This window comes from Flammeovirga agarivorans (genome assembly GCF_012641475.1).
GTDB lineage: Bacteria > Bacteroidota > Bacteroidia > Cytophagales > Flammeovirgaceae > Flammeovirga > Flammeovirga agarivorans.
In genome coordinates this window covers 155,768-177,894 of record NZ_JABAIL010000011.1, presented here as the reverse complement: position 1 = coordinate 177,894, position 22,127 = coordinate 155,768, and the positions used below count along the sequence as shown (strand labels likewise).

At 35.7% G+C, this 22,127-nt stretch carries 10 protein-coding genes; 1 reads left to right on the top strand and 9 read right to left on the bottom strand.

Annotation, left to right across the window (positions count from 1 at the left end):
• Positions 1-76: 76 nt before the first annotated feature.
• The 9 genes from HGP29_RS24455 to HGP29_RS24415 all read right to left on the bottom strand — a co-directional run bounded on the left by HGP29_RS24455 (position 77) and on the right by HGP29_RS24415 (position 20,338).
• On the bottom strand, positions 77-5,032 hold the full coding sequence (locus HGP29_RS24455; RefSeq protein WP_168885090.1) for a T9SS type A sorting domain-containing protein: 4,956 nt from the start codon (positions 5,030-5,032) through the stop codon (positions 77-79).
• Between the two features lie 220 nt (positions 5,033-5,252).
• Positions 5,253-10,907 carry a LamG-like jellyroll fold domain-containing protein gene (locus HGP29_RS24450; protein ID WP_168885089.1) on the bottom strand — a complete coding sequence of 1,885 codons (5,655 nt, stop codon included), beginning with the start codon at positions 10,905-10,907 and terminating at the stop codon, positions 5,253-5,255.
• Positions 10,908-11,043: 136 nt separating this feature from the next.
• Positions 11,044-11,778 carry a flavin reductase family protein gene (locus HGP29_RS24445; RefSeq protein ID WP_211093405.1) on the bottom strand — a complete coding sequence of 245 codons (735 nt, stop codon included), beginning with the start codon at positions 11,776-11,778 and terminating at the stop codon, positions 11,044-11,046.
• Positions 11,775-13,037, bottom strand: a complete 1,263-nt coding sequence (locus HGP29_RS24440) for an FMN-binding protein (protein ID WP_168885088.1) — start codon at positions 13,035-13,037, stop codon at positions 11,775-11,777. The genes HGP29_RS24445 and HGP29_RS24440 overlap by 4 nt, the downstream gene beginning before the upstream one ends.
• Entirely contained in the window at positions 13,034-14,425 is a 1,392-nt protein-coding gene (locus HGP29_RS24435; RefSeq protein ID WP_168885087.1) for a sulfatase family protein, read from the bottom strand. Before HGP29_RS24435 ends, HGP29_RS24440 begins: the two co-directional genes overlap by 4 nt.
• A 98-nt stretch (positions 14,426-14,523) precedes the next feature.
• Complete coding sequence (locus HGP29_RS24430) at positions 14,524-15,906, bottom strand: sulfatase family protein (protein WP_168885086.1); 1,383 nt, start codon at positions 15,904-15,906, stop codon at positions 14,524-14,526.
• 12 nt (positions 15,907-15,918) lie between these two features.
• Complete coding sequence (locus HGP29_RS24425; RefSeq protein ID WP_168885085.1) at positions 15,919-17,406, bottom strand: sulfatase; 1,488 nt, start codon at positions 17,404-17,406, stop codon at positions 15,919-15,921.
• Positions 17,407-17,810: 404 nt separating this feature from the next.
• The gene (locus HGP29_RS24420; RefSeq protein WP_168885084.1) at positions 17,811-19,061 is read right to left on the bottom strand and encodes a T9SS type A sorting domain-containing protein; all 1,251 of its coding nucleotides are present in this window, start codon (positions 19,059-19,061) and stop codon (positions 17,811-17,813) included.
• A gap of 17 nt (positions 19,062-19,078) precedes the next feature.
• Positions 19,079-20,338, bottom strand: a complete 1,260-nt coding sequence (locus HGP29_RS24415; RefSeq protein WP_168885083.1) for a glycoside hydrolase family 71/99-like protein — start codon at positions 20,336-20,338, stop codon at positions 19,079-19,081.
• 484 nt (positions 20,339-20,822) lie between these two features.
• On the opposite strand from HGP29_RS24415, the gene HGP29_RS24410 reads away from it, so the two are divergent.
• Positions 20,823-22,115 (top strand): Ig-like domain-containing protein, encoded by a 1,293-nt coding sequence (locus tag HGP29_RS24410; protein WP_168885082.1) that lies wholly within the window; start codon positions 20,823-20,825, stop codon positions 22,113-22,115.
• Positions 22,116-22,127: the final 12 nt, after the last annotated feature.

Genomic DNA, 22,127 nt, shown 5'->3' with positions numbered 1-22,127 from the left:
TTAACTCCTTGACAATTAAGTGATTTTTTTATCAAAAATTCAACTATTATCTATTGTATATCAACACTTTACACCATTAATACTTAATGATTTTTCTGTAAATTATATCGTTATTATCACACTGAATTTTTAGTAAATAAACCCCTGGATTTAGTGTTTGTATATCCAATAATATTGATTTTTTATCAACATAAATACTTTTCAAGGGTAAACCTAAATAATTACTGATAACAATAGTCGAAATACTATTGGAATTGCATGATACTCTGAACTTTCCATGAGATGGATTCGGATAAATCTTAACGTAATTCTCTTCTGTATCTAAAGCGGTTACATCACCATCTTTTGGATCTTCAGGGTCCGGATCTTTATCGTCATCATCACCATCTCCAGGTGTTGGTTCTTCAGGGTCTTTGTCTTCATCGTCATCAGGATTTGGCTCCTTATCCTCCTCTTCCTCATCTATTATCTTTTCTATTGCTTTTACTTCAAATGATATTGATTGAGAAGCTTCAAAACAATTCTCATCTTCAATATTTAGCACCCAAATCCCTTCTTCTTCACCATTAAAAGAAGACGTCCAAGAAGGATTCTCATTTTGTGAATATTCCTTACCACTTGGTGAGGTCCAATAGTAAGCGTTAGGGAAATCTATATCAGATCTAAAGGTGATGATGTCTCCTTCTTCTACTTCAACATCATTCCCTTTTAAGTATTCCCCATGATTCACTTGATATGACAACTGTTCAAAGGTTTCATAAAAAGTATTGGGATCAATCACTTGCATACGAATATCTGATGAAGAACTAAATTGAGGAGATATAATTAGCTCTCCATATTTTTCTTGTGAATCAACGATATAACTAAAACTCCTTTTGGAATTATTCATGTTATACTTTTCTGTAGTCGGTAATGTAATTTCAATATCTAAAGGATCATGGAATTTATATCTGTTGGTTGAACTTAATGAATAGTCCAAATTCCATTTATGAGCCAAATACCCTTCGATCATTTCTTGTTCTGAGGTCGTTAGTTTACGATCGAAAATCAATACCTCAGCTATATATCCTTTGTGATGTCTTGATTGATTCGATGAACTTCCAAATTGACCTAGATACAATGCATCACTATTACTCAATTTATCATTCTCGTCGATGTCAATCTTTACATCTCTAAAGCCATTGGTATATAAAGACATTTCCTGACCTTCTCTAGTAATCGTATTGATACTTTGAGTAGGCAAACCATAAGCACTACTTGAGTAGTTTACATTACCACCACCAATTGACATTTTACCAGAGTCTGAAGTCCTAAAAAACATTCCATCATCCTCTGTTGAATTTTTATTACATAGCGTATTGCTCCACACTTCTATGGGATCTATCTGTTGAACTAAGAAAATGGTAAAGTTATCATCCAAGAAATCGGTTTCATTTGCCCCAAAAACTGTCAAACTATTGCTTTCTGTTGCTCCAAAAGAAAGCGCTGGTAATCCATTAAAACCGCTCGATGAATACTTAGGTGCAATAGAGGTATTCCAAGCGACTAAATCATTATTATTTTCAGATTGATCTTCCCATTGAGTGACTCTTGTACCGTCTTCGATTCCATTAATTGTTGATGCATCAACCCATAAAAGGGGCTCAATATCAAATCCAACTCTAATATCAATTTGATCGTCGATACATGCATTAATATTATTGATATTCTTCCAATCTCCTTGATTTACACTCATCTGAATATTTAAATCTCCAGGTACTCCAATCGTATCCTTTGCACTGTAAAGATCAAGGCAACTAGCAGTGGAAGTAGCATGACAAACGATAATATCTCCAGATGTGAAATCTGATACTAACAATCTATTGCCATCGGCTTCTATTTCTTGCCCATTCACATACCACACATATTCAGGGTTATTCCCTTCGTCCGATAATATGGCTTCTACATACCTAACATCTCTAAAATATTCGGCATTATTACTTAATTTCAACTGCAATCTTGGTTGTATTTCGAAAGACCAATCAATATTAGGCCAAGCTTCTTCACTCCAGTCTATTAACTCTCGGATAATTTCACAATCCACTCCAAACTTTATAGCTTCTCCTATTACCCAATACATATGATCGGCCCATAGGGGTTCACCAATTTCATCTTCATCTCCTTCGGGAAACTCATCATTAGATAATGTTACATCAATCACAGAAGACTTTTCGATGGGGTCTAATACATTCGATCCGTTCATACCTGGTTCCCATCGTTGCCAATTGGCAATATCATGTTTTCTCACTGCTTTGAGAAACTCTCGTAGTTGTGCATCCAATACCCATTTTGCTAAGCCTGGCTCAATCTCATCTAATAAACTTGGCCAGAAACCAGGTTCAAATCCATGTAAATTGTTTTTTCCTCCATCGCCTTCTTTTCCAAAGAAATACCAAGGGCCTTGTACTCTAATTCTAAAGCCCATGCCATCATTCGGTGTAAGGTCTCCCGACCAAGTTTTGGTTTTATATAATGTCCCCAAAGAATGGTAATACCTTAACGGTTGGAATAAATTAGATGATCTCGAACTCCTTAGAATAAACATCGGCTGATAATTGTAATCCACAGGTCCATTCCACCATTGGTAACCTTCTCCACCTGCTAAAATCGCTTGAAGATGATACCATGAAGTAGACTCAAATTGCCCAGTTTCTTCTGGCTGTGTACCGAAAGTCTGACAATCACCATCCAAGCATCCCGTAATATGGGCTGGAACTTCAAAAACATGCTTCGACAATCCATGAAACCACTGACGCTGATTAGGGTTATCTTCTGATAAAATATAATCTTGTGCCTGATCTTGAAGATTGAATTCTTGCATAATCTCAAAGTTTTTAACGGCCATAAGCCTTGCCATACTTGTCGCGGCAAACTCCTGTGGAACATTATCGTCCAAAGCATCTAGTCCATTTCCTTTTTTAGAACGCCAATGATTGGTCTCTCCTCCACCCTGAGACTGGAAGAATCTGAAATTATACCTGAATACTTCATGAGCCTCTCTAAATTCAGCTAATTGGTTATCTGTTAATGCAGACATATCTACGGTTTTTCCATCACCTTTCTTTGGTAGAGATTCTATCATTTCTCGGATAATCTCTATCCCTTTTTCCGGGTTAAGAAGACTTTCTTGTGAGTTTTTATATTCCTCTCGGTTCTTATAAGTATCCTCATACAAAGTCCCTTTTGTAAAAGCATCTTTTGGGTGAATCATAGGTAACCAATGTTTCCAATCGGGGAATTGAAGTGCTAACGGTAAGGTGGTTCTATCTTCTCCAGTATCCTGATTAAAATATTCTTGAACACTGTTTTTATTTACTCCATTTGGGAACATATAAGGCAGCATATCTTCATCTTTCTCCAACACTGCTTCTAAACCTGCACCTGCAGCCCAATATTCGATTGATTTCCCTTTTAACTGAGGTCCTGGTTGATAAGGTGGATTCCAAGGTCTACCATGACGATTAATATTTTCACTTTTATCTTTTAGAGATCTGATATATGAAGCGATCTTTCTTCCCTCATCTTCTGTAAGGTTATGAAATACCGAACGTTCAATAATCGATTTATTCGAATAAGAGAAAAGTTCAAGGTCTCTACCATCTTGAGTATGACAATCAGCACAAGTAGCTTGAATTGGAGCATGAGGCAATAACTCATATCCATACCAGAAACCTTTAGTATCCTCTTTTAAATAATTAGACCATAATGCCCCTTCTCTCCATAGTTCTTCACCTTCTTTTATAGACTTATCATCTGTATATGGTCCAACCCAAAACTCAGGGTCGTCATCATAGAAAAAATCTTCTGGTAATAGATTTTCTTTGTTTGCATCTTGAAGGTTAAACTTCACTACTCTAAACCCATTTGAGATAGCATCCGATCTATTAAATCTAAAGTAAACAGTGTTAAGGCCTTCCATGAAACCATTGGCAGGAATTGTAAGATGGATCGTGTTGTAACCTCCATGCTGCATACCGCCTCTTGCTTTTGCTTGCAATGCCATATCTACAGAAGAGTGGTTTAGATCGTACCAACTACCATCGTTTACTTTTACGGATACCTTATTTTCATAACTCAAATTATTAATCTGCAACCAGATCTTTTTTGCTTCTTGAACCTCCGTTGAGGATAGATGAAAAGACCTGTGTTCTACTAATTGCTCAGCACCTATTACTTCAATTGGTAAGATAAACTTATGCCAAACATCTCGCATTTTACTGTATTCCAATTTAAAATCAGCATCCGCTAATACTTTATTGTATATTTTTACCTCACCAACCATGCCTTTCACTTGTCGATTCCCATTAGTAAAAGAACCTAGATAAAGTTGATCAAAATTAAAGTTGGCTTTCGCTACATTTACCTGATGAGTTAATAAGTTTTGAGAGTCCCAAAATGTTAATTCTCCTGACGCTGCATCATAATTACATGCCACAACAATAGAATGATTTAATCGAGCTTTTGCCCCAGGAATATTAACTACTTGTCCGCCTAGGAAAATTTGAAATTCTCCATCTGTACCATAACGAATACCAAACCCTGCATTAGCATTATTAGACGTATTACCGATCAGATCACTCCAATTATTGTGGTATTCCTCAATCTGAAAAGCGACCATAACACTAAACCCTGTATTGGCACTTGCTGCTCCATCAAAATCGAATACGTTGGCAGCCTCCTCTTTTGATAAGAGTGTGAGTCCGGAACGTTCCAACCCAAAATCTACTCCAGTAACACCAGAATAAGATGACATAAGTGAAGGGTAAACTGCTTGACCAAAATATGTGGTAGCATGGAAATCATTTCCTGAAATATCTTTCCATTCTGTAACATTATTGAGTTCATCGACAACAATAGTTGATGGATCATATGAAGAAAGATGTTGAACGACGTTTTGTGAGTAAGCACCTGTAGATCCCAAGAGCCAAATGATTATTGAAATCAATAAAAAATAGGAGTGCTTGATTGGTAATTTTTGTAGTATATAATTCATACAAATTCGTATTGTAACGTGAATTGTTTGTTCAATCCAGTAGTGTTTTCATTTCTATACTAACAAATCTATCCCACGAAGTTAATTTTACATTAATAAGCAATTAAGTACATTCAAATGGGTAAATGAGACAAAAATTAATTTCCATTATAAAAGAAAAACACCCACTTCTTAGAAAAAAGTGAGTGTTTTATTCCTACTATATTCGCTACTTGATACTTTATTTTTTCAATACTTTCTCATTTAAGATTTCACCGTTATCCAAATGTATTCTTAATAGATACATATCTGTGGCCAGTGTATGTAAATTGATGGTCTCCGAAGAGTGCCCTGCCTTTTTACAATACACCTTTCTTCCTAGGTTATCAAAAATTTCAATTCTTCTGATGTCTCTTTTCGCTTCGATAAAGAGATTACAACTGGTCGGGTTCGGGTATACTCTTAAAGTTACCCCGTTAAGGTCTTCCTCAAGATTATTGGAAACTTGTCTTGCATTACTATTCATGCCTGCATTCATATTTTCCATTCTTAAATAGCCTACTTCCTCAAAAGGATGGTCCACTTCTTCATCTTTGGACTGTTCTTCCTCTACCATAAAATCAACTCTATTATAGGTGAGGTTTCTATATCTTAAGCCTGATGTATTACTTCCATTTCTTGTCTGCATATTGGCTAATACTCCAACATTTTGAAGATCCGAAGTGAAGTCCATCTGATACCATTCATCATCCACAATATTTTCAGTAGCTCCTACTTCAATTGTTTCTCCATTAATAGTACCAGTACCTTTAGATAACACAATATAATGTATCACTTCATCTGCATGTACTTGGTCTGCATTTTCTTCTTCTCGCATTCTTATGGTAAAACCTGTTGTCGTTACATCTTTAATCTGAAGTGTCGTGGCGTTGGCTTCGTTATCAGAAACTTGTACTGCTAAAACTACAGGCGCTTCCGTATATTCATTGATAAATGATTTATTTACCCAAGTCATTTTACCTGTAAGGCTACCCGCTTCGGCTATAACACCTCCAAAATCGTATGTTCCTTCCTCAAGGGCTAAGTAATAAAGCTCTTCTGTTTTATTATGGACTCCATCCAAATAATCCCATTCATCCACTTGTATTTCAAAACCATCAGTAGTGATATTTTTTACTCTAGGGATAGCTGGAGCGGAACCGAAATTACTTACAGGTCCAGTGATTACAATTGGAGAACTTGCCATTGGGTATCCAAAATTGACCGAGGTCCAATCACTTGCATTGGCTTGAGTGATATCGACTCTACCAAAGTAAGGTCCTGAATTATTCAACTCATCTACAGTGACATTCACTTCTATTTCAGGGAAGGTACTTAGGCATCGATCTTCCAAGATTCTAAGCTTCCATACACCATTATAGGTATCTTCTAATGCTGCAGTCCATGTAGGGTTAGTATTCTGAGTCAGACTAATTCCTTCTGGAGTTACCCATTCATAATCAACATCTATTTCCTCAAAAGGTAAGAGAGTAACACTTTCTCCATCGTACAAGTTGACAATATTTCCTTGTTGTGAAGCACCCCCATCAATACTATACAAAACAACCGCTTGATTATAGTAATCTTCATATGAGGATAATGGAAGGGTAAAATTATTTTGCTCAGATTGTGCAGGAATAAAGTTAAACTCACCTAAGTCATGCTGATCACTTACAGTATAAGAGAATGTGTTCGATAACTTTGTAAACTGATAGTCGTCTCCACTTGGCGCTTCTACGAGCATTTCTAATGGAGAGTGATCTCTGAACTTATTGTAGACAGTTAGATCACTTGTTAATCCCCATTTGTGTGCTAAGTAACCTTCCACCAATTGTGTTTCCGCTGTATTAAGTTTGCGGTCTAAAATAATTACCTCAGCGATATACCCTTGATGGTATCTACTCTGACTTGTAGAATAACTGATCTGTCCCAATAAAAGGTCCTCCCCATTATCAAGCTTATCTCCTTCAGTAATAGTTAATGTAGTTTCTTGAGTACCATTGACAAACAAACTCATTACATCATCACCTTTTGATATGGTATTAATTGCGAGTAATGGTAAATCGTAGGCATCACCAGAAATATCCTTTTTACCTCCCGAAATCGCCATTTTACCATTATCTGAAATTCTAAAGAACATACCATCATCTGTTGTTGTGTTTTTGTTGCCTAGAGTATTACTCCAAACATCAATCGGATTAAGTTGATGGACCATAAAAATCGTCCAGTCTTCTTCCAAAAACTCTGTTTCTGTTCCCTCAAACAATGTCAATAAAGAACCTCTTGTTCTACCAAACTCTAAAGCAGGTTTACCATTAAACCCATCTACTGAATAATAAGGTGCTAATGTCGAATTTGATACTTCTGCATTGGCATTATTTCCACTGATATCTTCCCAAACCATCACTTGGTCTCCATCATTATATGTAGCAGTTGTTGAAACAGACTGTGCGTCTAACCATAATATAGGTTGAATATCTACGTCTGCTCTAAATGTGATTTCATCACCAAAACAAGCTTGTAGAGCCGTTGCCTTTTGCCAATCCTCTGTATTAATTTTTGTATTTATAATAATGTCGCCAGGAACATCAATGGTAGTTGAAGCTATATTGCTATCGACACAATCAGAGCTACTAGTCATTGTACAACCAACAATATCCCCTGGCTCAAAATCTGTAGTATAAAGTTTATTGCTATTATTATTTACCACTACTCCATTTACTGTCCATGAGTAAGAAGGATGTCCTCCTCCACTTGCAGGAATAGCCTCTATGAATTCCACATTTCTATACAATTGGGCGTTTGGACTTAATCGCAATTTCACACTTGGAGAAATATTAAAGTCCCAATTGATATTTGGCCATGCCTCTTTACTCCATGCGATCAACTCCTCAATCGTTTCGCATTTTACACCAAACTTAATGGATTCTTGAATCACCCAATACATATGATCTGCCCAAAGCGGTTCACCTAATGTATCTTCATCACCAGAAGACGTCGCACTAATTTCATCGTTGGAAAGCGTTACATCTACAACTGACGATTTCTCGATCGGGTCTAACATATTGGAACCATTTTCTCCGGGTGTCCAACGTTCCCATTCTGAAATATCATGCTTTCTCACTGCTTTTAAGAACTCTTGTAATAAGGCATCCAATACCCATTTTGACATCCCTGGTTCAATATCATCGAGTAGTTGAGGCCAAACACCCGGCTCAAAACCTAAGAAATTGTTTTTGCCACCATCTCCTTCTTTACCAAAGAAATACCAAGGGCCTTGCACTCTAATTCTAAAGCCCATACCATCATTTGGATTATCATCACCCGACCAAGTTTTCGTTTTATACATGGTACCGATACTGTGGTAATATCTAAGTGGATGGAAAATATTTGATGAGTAAGAACTCGCTAATATAAACTGTGGATGGTAATTATAATCAACCGGACCATTCCACCATTGGTAACCTTCACCACCTGCTAATATACCTTGTAGGTGATACCAAACAGAAGATTCATATTGTCCTGTAGTTAACGGTTGTCCATCAAATGTCTGACAGTCTCCATCTAAACAGCCCGTAATGTGTGCGGGAACTTCAAATACGTGTTTTGATAAACCATGGAACCACTGTCTTCCTGAAGGTTGATCTACTGCATCGATATAATTTGGAGCTTGATCCTGAAGATTAAATTCCAACATAAACTCAAAGTTTTTGACAGCCATTAGTCTTGCCATACTTGTTGCTGCAAACTCTTGTGGTACATCGGGAGATAACGCATCTAAACCATTACCTGTTGTAGACCTCCAGTGTCTAGTATCTCCTCCTCCTTGTGCTTGGAAAAAACGATAGTTGTATCTAAATATCTCATGTTGTAAACGAAATTCTGCCAACTGATTTTCCGATAAGGCATTCATATTTACCGTTACACCATCTCCGTTAGTAGGTAGAGTAAGAATGTATTCTCTCAACACTTCATACCCTTTCTCTGGATTTAATAAACTTACTTGATTATTAACATAAGGTGTTCTGTCTTGATAAGACGTTTCATATAAATTTCCTTCTGTAAACGCATCTTTAGGATGAATCATTGGCAACCAATGTTTCCAATCTGGAAATTGAATGGCTAATGGTAAAGTAGTTCTGTCTTCTCCTTGATCTTGATCAAAGTAATCTTTCACTGTTTCTTCATTGACTCCATTAGGGAACATGTAAGGAAGCATTTCTTCATCCTTTTCTAATACTGCGTCTAACCCAGCTCCCGCAGCCCAATAGTCAATCGACTTTCCTTCTAATTCTGGACCTGGTTGGTATGGAGGATTCCATGGACGACCATGTCGGTTGACATTTTCATGTTTTCCTGATAAGGAACGGATATAACTCGCAATTTTTCTCGCTTGCTCATCATTAAGATCATGAAACTTTGCTCTTTCAATAATGGATTTATTTGAGTAAGAAAAAATCTCTAAATCCCTACCATCTTGTGTATGGCAATCTGCACATTTCGCATTCATAGGAATATGTGCTTTTAAAGAATATCCATACCAGAAACCTTCTGTACCTTCTTCTAAATAGTTAGACCATAAACCTGCATTTCTCCACAAGTCTTCCCCTTCTGCTATAGAAGTATTGTCCGTATATGGAGAGACCCATAGATTCGGATCATCGTTATAGAAAAAATTATCTGGTAAAAGTGGTTCATCATTTTCATTTAATAAATTAAACTTAACCACTCTAAAACCATTGGAAATTCCATCTGAATGGTTAAACCTGAAGGATACTGTATTTGTCCCTGTTTGTATATCTTTTGTTGGATAAGTAAAACGGATGGTGTTATAACCTCCATGTTGCATACCTCCTCGAGCTTTTTCTTGCTCATACATTTCGACACTACTATGATTAATATCTATCCAGCTTCCATTGTTTATTTTCACTGAAGCCTTATTCTCATAACTTAGGTTATTGATTTGCAACCATACTTTCTGTGTGTTACTGGCTTTTGTTTCTCCTAACTCAAACGTTCTTGTTTCTACTAAACCTTCTCCTCCTAAAACTTCAACAGGTAGAGTAAATCCCTGCCATAAATCATATAACTGAGAGTACTCTGTTTTAAATTTTGAGTTGGACAAAGCTTCATTATAGATTTTTACATCTCCAACTATCCCTTTGAAATAACGGTTACCATTAGAATTTGAGCCTAAAAATAAATCGCCAATATTGAAATTAGCTGCAGTCACATCATAGGTCTGCTTTAATTTATTTTGGGAGTCCCAAAAAGTTAATTCCCCTTTTGTTGCATCATAATTTACAGCAACAACTATAGATTGACCTGGAATCGCTTTCGCTCCTGGAATCTTGGCATTTAAACTACCAAGATATACCTGATATTCTCCATCGTCTGCATAACGGATACCAAAACCACCGTTATCAGTATTGGAATTGTTGCCTATGATATCACTCCAATTATTATGAAGTGATTCCATCTGAAAAGTTAATAGAACAGCAAAACCTGAATTACTTGCTGCATCGCCTGTAAAGTCGAAAACCTGAGCTGCATCTGTCGATGATAACAGTTTTAAACTATTTCTATCTGCACCAAAATCAAGTCCTTCTTGACCAGAAAATGATGTGATAGTTGATGGAAATGTTACACTACCAATTTTAGAAGTGGCATGTTGTTCATTCCCTGAAATATCAAGCCATTTAGAAACTCCTCCCTCTGCATTTAATTCTATAGAAGTACTATTTTTAGAAGTTAAATGTTGAATTGGTGTTTGTGCTTGTGTGGGTGTAGTGAATAACAGACAGCACAACACGGCAATAAATGTTGCACTGCAGTCAAATAGTAAATTATTCTTCATTTCAATTCTTTAAGGTAATTACATTAAGCTGGTCTATGAACCATGATTGTTTTATTTATCTGTAATAATCACACTTAAAGGTAGGGAGATGCATTAATTTGACATTAATTTTCCGCTAATTGCCAAGAAGAACTCATTATTTTGATTCAATTAATGGATTAATACCTAATCTTTGGTAGACTTTACCGCCTCTTCCTAGGTTTTCACCTATCCCAAAATATCCAGAACCGTTCCCCATCATAATAGGTCGAAGCTTATTTATATCAACAAATTTCTGGTTCTTCTTTAGAATTGCCGTATCCACTTTTACATCCATAATCTCCCCAACAAAATGAGTATGTTTTCCCAATTCCGTAGAACGAACAACTCTACATTCGAGCACCACTGGAAATTCATGCACATAAGGAGCGTTAACTAGTTTTGAACGAACCGGAGTTAAAGGAAGTACATCAAATTTATCGATATCTTTTCCTGAATAATGGCCCACCCAATCGACATATTCCACAAGCTTTTCGTTAGCAATATTTACAGTGAACGCTTGTGTTCTCATTACATTATTGTATGTTTTTGTTGAAGGGCGTAACGAAACACCAATACTCATTGGTTTAGAATTCACAATCCCGATCCAAGATGCAGCCATGATATTTGGTGTTCCAACACTATCATAAGAACCAATAATACCAACAGGCATTGGGAATAAAAACGGTCTTTTACCTACCGATTTCTTGGTATGTAAAGAATCCATAACCGCTGTTGAGTTCACAACTGTCGTCTGGCTAACCTCGTCAGTAGTTCCGTTGACATTGTATCTAACCAATACGAAAATTAGGATGACCGTCAATACAATATTTAAGAGTTCGCTTGATTTCATAACACATTATATTTTTTATTGTCTCTAGCAGTCTTCTTCTTACAATTATCTAGAAGGAAGCCTGTTGGACAGATCTTACACCAAGGTTTAGAGTAGAAAAATGATAGCCCAATAAACAGTAGACCAAAACCAATCATCCACCATGAGACGATTCGAAAAGAGAAAGAGGGAAAAGGTTCTACATAAGATAACTCAGGATACTTTCCTATCAGAATACAACTGATAAGGATGATAGTAGCAATGGTTTGTAATGGAATAGAACGTAACTTCATCCAATTCATGTTCTTCTTTTTTAATGGAGATACTTTACCCACTAATTCTTGAGCTGCACCAAAAGGACACATATAGTGACAGTAAAACTGTTTCTTTGTTGTCAAAGGAAGCACCACCGATAAAACCAAAAGGACAATTGATACTAAATTCGATTCTAGAGAAATTCCATGAACAATCCATCCATGTAAAAAGGATACCGAGATCATTTTCTGATAAACAAACCCCATCACTATAGTGACCATAATGAGCATGGGTGTTCTATAGTTTTTCATTGGTTTATAAAAACACACCAATAATCCGAAAATGATGGTGATTGACGTTAGTACCCATTGTAAAATCAAAGACCATGAATACTCTTGATGTACCAATTCTTTACCTGTTATTTCAGATAACGTAACATGTATCGTTTTTATAATTGCTTCGCTTGTTTCTGTGGCAGAGGTAATCCCATCGACCTCATGGTACAAGGCTCTATCGAAGGTTAGCCCATTCCATTTATCTAATAATCGATCATCAAGTATAAATTCAATATATTCTCCAGATTCATTATGCTGAAGCATTTCCATTCCTTTAATAGTGGAGTCGTTATCAAACCCGATCAGTACCGGAACTTCACCTGCAAAACCTCTAACATGACTTGCATAATCATGCGTAGAAATCGCATAACCAATGATGTCTTTAAATTGATTGTAAACAGTATATTTCTTCTGCTCATCCACAGTAAAGTATTTCGCTTCTTTAAAAATACTTTCCAAGTGAGGTTGCGTCACTATTATTTTCTTTGGATGTGTATCTTCTTCTAGAAATGGTATTTTCCATCCTCCAGATATTCCTACAGCTACAACTAATAAAGATATTAATACTATTCTATAAAGATTATATGCCTGTAAAGAACTAAGTCCTTTACTTTTTTCCTTTTTAACTACCTTTTTTACAGGACGCTTTGGAGCAGGGCGTTTCCTTACTTTCTTTACTTCAGTTGTCATTTGCTTTTCCTTTTATTTTTCTTCCCTTCTCCTTTTATATATGATGTTGGCAATGTTGAATTCCATTGCTTCGCTTTATCTATTAATTCTTTAGTGATCTCAGGATGTTGTAAAGAAATATCTTTCGTTTCTCCTTTATCTTTTTCAAGATCATAAAGCACATATTTTTGCTCCTTCTTGATGTAATGTAACTTCCAGTTATTTTTTAGAACGGATACACTTCCGTTAGGAGAATTTGTCTTCCAATATAGATAGCGTTCAGGATTGGATTCTTCGCCAAACCAAACCTTTGATACATCCTTCCCTTCAAATTTATTTACCGAATAGGGTGTTTTAGTGATAGCACATAATGAAGGCAACCAATCTAAACCAGAAAGCACTGATGTTGTATTTACTTTCCCTTCAGGTACATGATTTGGATATCGAATGATAAATGGAATACGGACACCTCCTTCAAATTGCTCATGTTTTCCTCCCCTTAGGCCTCCTGCCCATCCCAACATATTTGCTACTAATTTTGGGTCTTTTTTTGGTTTCATGCGTACAGGAGCAGGGCCTTGATCACTTGAGAAAACAACAATGGTGTTATCAGCTAATCCTAGTTCATCTAACTTTTTTAATAACCGACCAACTGCTAAATCTAAAGAGTAAACATCTCCCAAATAGTTTCTAAAAGATTGATCAATATCTTGGTTCAATTCAATTGATTTTTTTAGCTTCTTCTGATAGTATTTATCAAAACGACTAGCATCTAACTTTACATCCTCAAACTCTTTTGGAAATTGATCACTAGGGTCTACTGCATAATGTGAAATATGTCCCCAAACATTTAAATAAAAAGGTTGATCTGATTTACTTCTTTTCTCAAGAAACTTTTCTGCTTCAGTGAAAATATCATCATCCCTACCAATATCATCGTCTTCGGCATTTCCCATGATTTTAATATAATCCATCCCATACGTACCTATTGGAGGGTTTTCATTACCACTAATATGCCACTTACCAATATGACCTACATAATAACCGTTATTGTGTAATAATTCTGTGATTGTAGTTCTCCCCGAAAAGCCATGAAATGCCATATACTTTTGGAAAGAGGCCGGGTGTTTACTCGTTAAAAAACCAGTTCTACTAGGGCTACATGTAACACCCGTTGCGTAAAATCGAGTAAACTTTGTTCCTTCACTCGCCAAACGATCAATATTAGGTGTTTTCATATATGGATGACCATAGGTACCCAAATCACCATAGCCTAAATCATCGGCAAAAATAAATATAACATTTGGTGGTTGTTCAGTATTTAATGCCTTTGAGCTTGCCTTCTGAGATAGAATAAGGCAAAGTATCCCCAACAAGATATTGAGTTTATACTTGTAGATTGAATTCATTTCAATGATATGTCTTAAAGGAAAAATGGTGTTAGTTCTAGGATAAAAGAATACCCAATAGCAGTTTCAGAAGTATTGCTACTATTGGGTATTGAATATTAATGTATTGGTTTCTTATGGATTTCTTTTTTCCATGCTCTAAGCAGTTTTCCATATTTGCTGACTAACTCGGGATGCTCTGAAGCAACATCAGTTGTTTCTCCCAAATCTGCTTCTAAATCATATAAAGTGATTTTGTTTAAATGAAGATGTGCTTTCCATTTACCATCTCTTAGCACTTGCCAATTGGGCTTATCACTCCAATATTGGATTTTATTTCTTTTCTGAGGTGTTCCCAAGACAGAAGTACTTAAATCTTCTCCGTCTAATTGCATTTCAGGAACTTCCACACCCGTTAATCCTGCTACTGTTGGTAAAAAGTCTACACCAGTAAAAATAGTTTCTTCATCTGTTGTCCCTCCTTTAATCTTCTTCGGCCATTTAATGATCCAAGGTGCTCTGATTCCACCTTCGTACATACTGCCTTTTCTTTGTCTAAACGGACCTGCTGAACCTACTGAATTGACTAATGTCGGTTTTTTAGCATAGCGTTCTCTTAATTTTTTCATGTTGTTAAGGATCGGCCCCGGACCATTATCACTTGAGAAAATAATGATGGTATTATCATCCAACCCCATCTCTTCGATTGCAGCTAACAGACGGCCAATTTCATCATCTAGGTTAGAAACATCTGCACAATAAGCTCTCATTGCATCATTGATATCATGAGTCTCACTGACAAAGTTTAAAAAGTCTCTTTGGTATTCTGATTCAAAATCATCAATATTCACTTCTAAGTCCTTAAAGCGATCTAAGTATTTTGGAAGTGGATCGATGTAAGAATGTGTAGGATACAACCAAAGGTTAATAAAGAATGGATCTTTTTTATGACTTTTTGCAAAGTCAATCGCCATGTCAATATAGTGCGTCGTTGTATGCTCTCTATAATGTGGTTTCTTTTTATCTTTTGATGTAAAACCAGGTCCAGTACTCTGAGTCGTAAAACTTAGATCAATACCATAATCTGCAGGAGGTGGAGCATTTTCTCCTCTTTTGTTATCTCCAATATGCCATTTACCAATATGAGCAGTCTTATATCCTGCATCACTCATAATACTCGTAACGGATGGTTTTTCAACGTCAATAACAAAAGTCGTTAGAAATTCTCTTGATGGAAATAAACTTGTCATCAATGCCGCCCTAGCTGGCATACACCAAGAACCTGACATATACCCTTGAGTAAAACGTTTTCCCTCATCAGCTAACTTATCTAAATGAGGTGTTTTTGTATAGGGGTGTCCATATTTTGGAAGATCACCATATCCTAAGTCATCTGCTAAAATGAAAATGACATTCGGTTTATCTTGTGCTGATGATGTGATATTTATTCCTGCAAATAAAATGAGGAGGAATAAATTCACTATTAATTTCTTATCGTTCATTTTATGTTATGTTTATTTACTTTTGATATCAATAATATTTGCCTCTGTGACCTTGTCTTTATAGATCTTTCTCATTTGTTTAAGAACATCAGTGTAATCAGGATCATTCACTTTATTCATATATTCTTTTGGATCTATTTCGTAGTCATACAATTCCGATTGGTTTTCATCCTCTCCCCACTGTGTGTATCGATATCTATCTGTTCTAATTGACTTACCCATTAATTTACCTCTTTTTGCATAAGTAAGTGCAACTTTTTGGAAATTTTTATCCTCAGGGTTTTTCAATAGAGATACTAAACTTGTTCCTTCTACAGTCGTTGGATTAGACAGTCCAATCAGTTCCGTTACCGTTGGGTAGACATCAATTAACTCTACCGTTTTCTTTACAGATGTACCATTATTCTTGTTATCAGGCACTCTAATGATTAGTGGTGATTTCGCACTTTCTTCATATAAAGACACTTTACCGTATAGATAATGATTACCCATATGGTAGCCATGATCACTAAAGAATACTATAATAGTATTATCCCATAAATCTTTTTCTTTCAGCTTATTTACCATCTGACCAAGAATGTCATCGATATATGAAATACAAGCATAGTACCCTTGCATATATCTCTTTCTAGCTTCCATAGATGACAGTCCAAAATAGATATCTTCAAACGCCTCATATCTCTTCCAAGAAGCAATTAATGGTTTATTGTTCCAGTCATCAATTGGCACTTTTTCTGGATGTATTTTGTCCAACGGATACATATCAAAAAAACGCTGTGGTGCTGTATACTGCACATGAGGTTTATGGAATCCATAAGCAATAAAGAAAGGTTTATCTCCGTAAGATGCCTCGTCGATCCACTCTGAGAAAGTGGCTAAATTCAGGTCATCCTCTAAAGGAATACCATCTTTTATAGGTAATGGCAAAGCATGTTTTCCTTGGCGATCATCATCTTGATATTGTTTCTTGATCACTTCCCATGCTTTTCTTTTTTCTTCGTTATCAATGGGGCCATATTCTTTTTCAAACTTCCCTTTTAGATGAAGTACTAAATCATTGTCCTCCATTTTTAATGTTCTTTTGGCATCCCACTCAAAATCTTCTGCATTCGGATGATATACTTTACCAGTATTTGCTACCCAGTAACCATTTTCTTGGAAAACTTTACCAATACTTACCGCATCCGGTCTGGTATCCGTAACATGAGGTCCGTTTGAAAAAATTTTAGTTTGAGGAGGATACATACTTGTCAAGAAAGAAGCTCTTGATGGACCACAAACTGGATATTGGCAATAGGCTTGTTGAAACAATACACCTTGATCTTTTAACTTCTCAATATTGGGAGCACTTACACTGGTATACCCAAAGGATGGTAAGTGAATATTTAAATCATCTACAGAGATAAAAAGAACGTTCATTTTTTTTGGTTTCTTTTTATCGCCAGCTACTACGATGGAACAGTAACTTAATGCAAGTAATAGTAATAAAAGATTTTTCATACTTTATATAAGATTTTGAATCTAGCTTAAAAGCTTTCACAATATCATTTTCGAAGGCAAATAATTCATTAAAATCAAATTAATGAAGACTTAAAAAATGGCCTTAATGGATATATTTTCGACATTAATGCTACTTTAATGTATTTCTGTGTTCATATTTGATGAATTGAAAACAAGTTCCTCATGAATCATCCTTTGCCTAAGTAAACCATCGAATTATTATACTTTTCTAACATCTGCAGTTCTTATAAAGAAACAGAGCCCTTACGAAATAAGAGCTCTGATTTACAAGAAATATAAGTTGAATAGTAAAGTAGTCACTATTAATAATCGTATTGTCTGTTATTGTTAGTTCTTTTATAAACTAATCTTCATTCGCTTGTCTTTGAAACTTGTCACACTCACTATTGAATCACTATTTTATGTTTTGAAATACCCAAAGATGTGGTGAGTGTAAGTACATAAATACCAGCCTCCATATTGTACACATCTATTGAAATATTCTTTTGATCTATTTTAGATTTTGTACCGATAGACTTTCCATTAATTCCATGTAAAGTATAACCGGTAATGGTTCCTTCTCGCATTTGAATAAACAATCGATCCGATGATGGAACAGGGTAGATACTTAATTGAGTGAGTACTTCAACATCTGATGATAAAACCTGGTCGTCATCAGTGTTATCAGTATCGTCTTGATCTCCATCATTAGGCGTTTCATCCTCATCGGGATCTTCCGGTGTTGTTGGAGATTCACCTTCAATTTCAACCTTTTTCCCTCTTACAATAAACATTGGATGATTAGTTCCTTCTCTAACGATATGGATATCAAGTCCATTTAAAGCGTAGCAAACCGCTTCTGTTCTTCCAGTACTTGGTCTTACTATTCTCTTTGCTTCTTTAGCAAAAGCTTCTTCCCAAGTTTCACCATCATTACGGGTATATTCAATCATATCTTCCACACTAATGATGATAGCTCTATGATTATCGTAAGATATATCCATTCCAGTAGCAGCATCAATATCTGCTCTTCCAATTTCTACTGGTTCATGAATGGTATTATCTTCATCTATCAGTAATGGGATTGTATAAATAGTCGTATTCTTTGCACTACCTCTTTTGGTTACAAAAAAGATTCTATTGTTCGGTAAATCAACGGCCAAAGATTCATGATTATAAGAAGTCTCTCCTCCATTATAAGCATATTTTATTTCCTTGATAATATCATGATTCCATTGAGTATCGGATTCAAGATCAACTTCTGGCTCTTCCATTAATACCAATTGATACTGTGTTCTTTTAGTATTATTGTCACCAAATGCCGCGACCATCAGATAGTTTTTTCCGTCTTTTTCAAAAGCGACAATATCTTCCCAATCTTTATTGTTCACATCGTTGATTAGCCCATGTGATACGACATTACCAAGTGTATCAATTAAATACAATAATGGATCATCTCCTGAATCATTGTGCACCCAAAAATGTCCTGGATATCTTCTTGAGGCACAAATTCCACTCATCTCTTCCAATAATGTACTTTCATACACAGGAGTTTCGACTATGTTTTCATCATATTCCACATAGTAATTTCCATTTTGAGCATACAGTGTCTGGGTACTCCAAAAGAGGAGTACATATAAAAGTAATTTTTTCATGGATTGCCTGCTAAGTGTTATTGTTGCTTTTTTAACCTTTCTCCTGCCTGACCTGTTAGCTTCAGATAGTGATCAGATGGAAGCCCTTCGTAATCAGAAAATGTTCCATTAATTGGAGGTGTATTTGTTGCTTTAAAAATAGCTGTTCCTTCATCAATCTCATCAAACATTGCCACATATAACATTTCGGCTCCATGCTCGATGGCCAAGTCTACCTGTTTATTAAAGAACTTGCCTTTTAACCTTGGTATAGCATTCAATGAATTATCTTTTCCCACCTCGCCTTTCATTCGTTTTAAATTATACCAGCTAAATCCAGGATAGATAGTAGGAACATAGTCTACAGCATTCTCCTGACACCATGCCACATCTTTAGCAATCTGAGTTTTGTAAACTTTGTTTTCCAAATGCTGCATTCTAAATCTTCCTACAAACCAAGGTTGAACAATATCAGCTTTTCTTATTACTTCATGTACATAATTATCAGGCTCACAATCACCGTCCAAGGTTCTGAACTTTGTAGGTACGCCTAGCATAATAGAGAAATTACCGTACTCGGGATCATTTTTTACAAAATCCATAAAACGTTCAATTTCACTACTCTTTGCTGTGTAAGGTCTTTCTTGAAAACCAACCCCCCAAATCGCGATCAAAGGTTTACCATTATGGTGTAGGTAATTTTCTTTATTGACGCCTTTATTAAATTTTAATTCATCAATTAATCGTTGCCAATCGCTTACTAACGTTTCATAGCAACTTTCCTCTTTTTTTAAACCAGATAGATCATACATTACTGCAATAGCTCTTTGGTGCTTATTAGCAGCCTTAAAAGCATTTTTCAATACCTGAGTTGCCTCTTTTCTTCTTGGACCTTTTTTAGAGTTGTTATAAAAACGTTGTACAAAAACACCATCTATTCCATACTCTTTCATCCATTTAAAATGAAGATCTACAGTAGATGCATCCAAAGAGCTAAATACAGTTGCAGGAGAACCATCTTTGTTTAAAAAATCTGTTGAATATGTCTTTTTATATTCAGACATATCAGGCCATAAGTCGACCGTTACATTATCAGGATTGAAACTTTTTGTTCCGTAATGTACCCAACCTCGGGCACCACCATCGCCTGGTGTTCGAAACCAACCTTGATAACCACACATCACTAATCCTTTATAGGAAGGATAATTAATTTTTTCTTTCTTCTTTTTAAAAGCCAATAACATTAGTAAGCTAAAAAATGCTACCAACCCTATTGTATATATTTTTTGTAATCTCATTTCACTCAAATCTTAATAATCCGTTCAATAGTTATCCTTGTGGATAATGTAAAAGTAGAAAAGTACTCAAATATTAGATTAATTGAACATTAATATCCAGTTGGTTAATATAAAATTTTTGTCCCCTCAAAATGATCGATAAAGTCTACTGAAATTTTGGGCAATTAACGTTTAATTAATGGTCGATGCTACTTTTATGCAAAATTTAAACGACCACCTGAATTAGTTAATGAAATGAACAACTCTTTTAGTTAAATCGATTAACTCCTTTTTGATATTAATACCAAATAATTAGTGTGAAAAAGGTAAACGCACTTAATCAAGAAGATACTTCATAGTGACACTACTCTACTAACAAAAAAATCCAATTACAATTCTAAAAACATAGCCAGCGAACACTAGAACAGGTGTAATTCATGATTCAAAATCATCATTTACATCCAAACTAGCTCTTTTTACAATTTTTATTTAAACAAGCATGATAATGAAATGTAAACAACTATCAGTATTATTACTTATTTCAAACATGGTACTTTTTGGAGCATGTACCAAAGATGTTCTTCCTGAAACTACAACGGAAGAAGGTCTTGAATTGACGTCTTCAGCAAGAAATACCCTTTCTGAGGGTGAAGTAGTGGCGATACAAACTCCTCTTGAAGGATCCACTATCTCTGAAGGTTCCATTTTTACAGTGGAAGGATTGACAGATGAAAATGTCGACCTTGTTGCTTGTAGATTGTGGATTGATGGAGAGTTCCATAGCTATGACAAAGAAGCTCCTTATGTATTTACCGTTGATGGATTGCCTTTAGGTGAGCATACCTTAATGGTAAGAGCTAATGGAGCAGATGGAGTAAACCACGATAGTGAAGTGATTACGATTACAATCGTTGAAGCCAATGCTCCTGGTTCTATTACTATCAATTCTATTTCTAATAGAGATACTTTTGAGGAAGGGGAACCTATTCATATCACTTCTACTAGTTCGGATGGTGACGGTATAAAAAGTGTAAGGCTTTGGATTGATGGAAACTACTATGATATCAATAAAGAAGCTCCTTATGATTTTACCATTGACCATCTCACGCCAGGAACATATGAGATTGTTCTAAAAATGAAAGATGAAAAGGACAACAACACTACTAGTGCACCTGTTATGATTGAGGTAGAAGCACCCAAAGCCAAAGAAATTGTTTGGGAGGACTTTTCATTGGCTATTCTTCCTTACGTTAGAATGAGTGGAAACCAAGACATTATTATCGACAAAAGTGTGGTGGGTACTACCGAATTCTTAATCCTTTCTGCAAGTCATGGTAACCCTCCTGCTGGAAGTTATGAAAAAGAATCTACCGTAGAAGGAGGCGACTGGACAAAAGTAGCATACGGAGGTGATGATGATAAAAGTGCTGAAGTTTGGGTTCGTCAAGTCAATAATGAAAATAAAAATGTGCATGGACAAATCAATACTAAAAATGCTGCTGCTAAATTATCTGTACTTACCTATGATGGGTTAATTAGTACAGGAGAAACACAAAACCTGCAATTTCATAATACGAAAGCAAGTATTGATCATAATGGTGAAGAAGGACCTTTCTTAGTGGTTATCGCTACTGATAATGGAAAAGAATCTAGTAATTCTGACTTAAACTATGGTTATAAAGATAATGGAAATGTTGGTGATGATATGACAATGTTGTACCTCACTCATGAAGATCAGTTTTACGACAATTCTTTCTCTGTTAGAGGAGGAGCTGTAAGTATTCAATTGATACCTTAATGAATTGATACA

What these genes read in the sequence shown, in the direction of transcription:
- HGP29_RS24455 (WP_168885090.1), bottom strand. Translation starts at nt 5,032, where the DNA reads ATGAATTATATACTACAAAAATTACCAATCAAGCACTCCTATTTTTTA.
- HGP29_RS24450 (WP_168885089.1), bottom strand. Translation starts at nt 10,907, where the DNA reads ATGAAGAATAATTTACTATTTGACTGCAGTGCAACATTTATTGCCGTG.
- HGP29_RS24445 (WP_211093405.1), bottom strand. Translation starts at nt 11,778, where the DNA reads ATGAAATCAAGCGAACTCTTAAATATTGTATTGACGGTCATCCTAATT.
- HGP29_RS24440 (WP_168885088.1), bottom strand. Translation starts at nt 13,037, where the DNA reads ATGACAACTGAAGTAAAGAAAGTAAGGAAACGCCCTGCTCCAAAGCGT.
- HGP29_RS24435 (WP_168885087.1), bottom strand. Translation starts at nt 14,425, where the DNA reads ATGAATTCAATCTACAAGTATAAACTCAATATCTTGTTGGGGATACTT.
- HGP29_RS24430 (WP_168885086.1), bottom strand. Translation starts at nt 15,906, where the DNA reads ATGAACGATAAGAAATTAATAGTGAATTTATTCCTCCTCATTTTATTT.
- HGP29_RS24425 (WP_168885085.1), bottom strand. Translation starts at nt 17,406, where the DNA reads ATGAAAAATCTTTTATTACTATTACTTGCATTAAGTTACTGTTCCATC.
- HGP29_RS24420 (WP_168885084.1), bottom strand. Translation starts at nt 19,061, where the DNA reads ATGAAAAAATTACTTTTATATGTACTCCTCTTTTGGAGTACCCAGACA.
- HGP29_RS24415 (WP_168885083.1), bottom strand. Translation starts at nt 20,338, where the DNA reads ATGAGATTACAAAAAATATATACAATAGGGTTGGTAGCATTTTTTAGC.
- HGP29_RS24410 (WP_168885082.1), top strand. Translation starts at nt 20,823, where the DNA reads ATGAAATGTAAACAACTATCAGTATTATTACTTATTTCAAACATGGTA.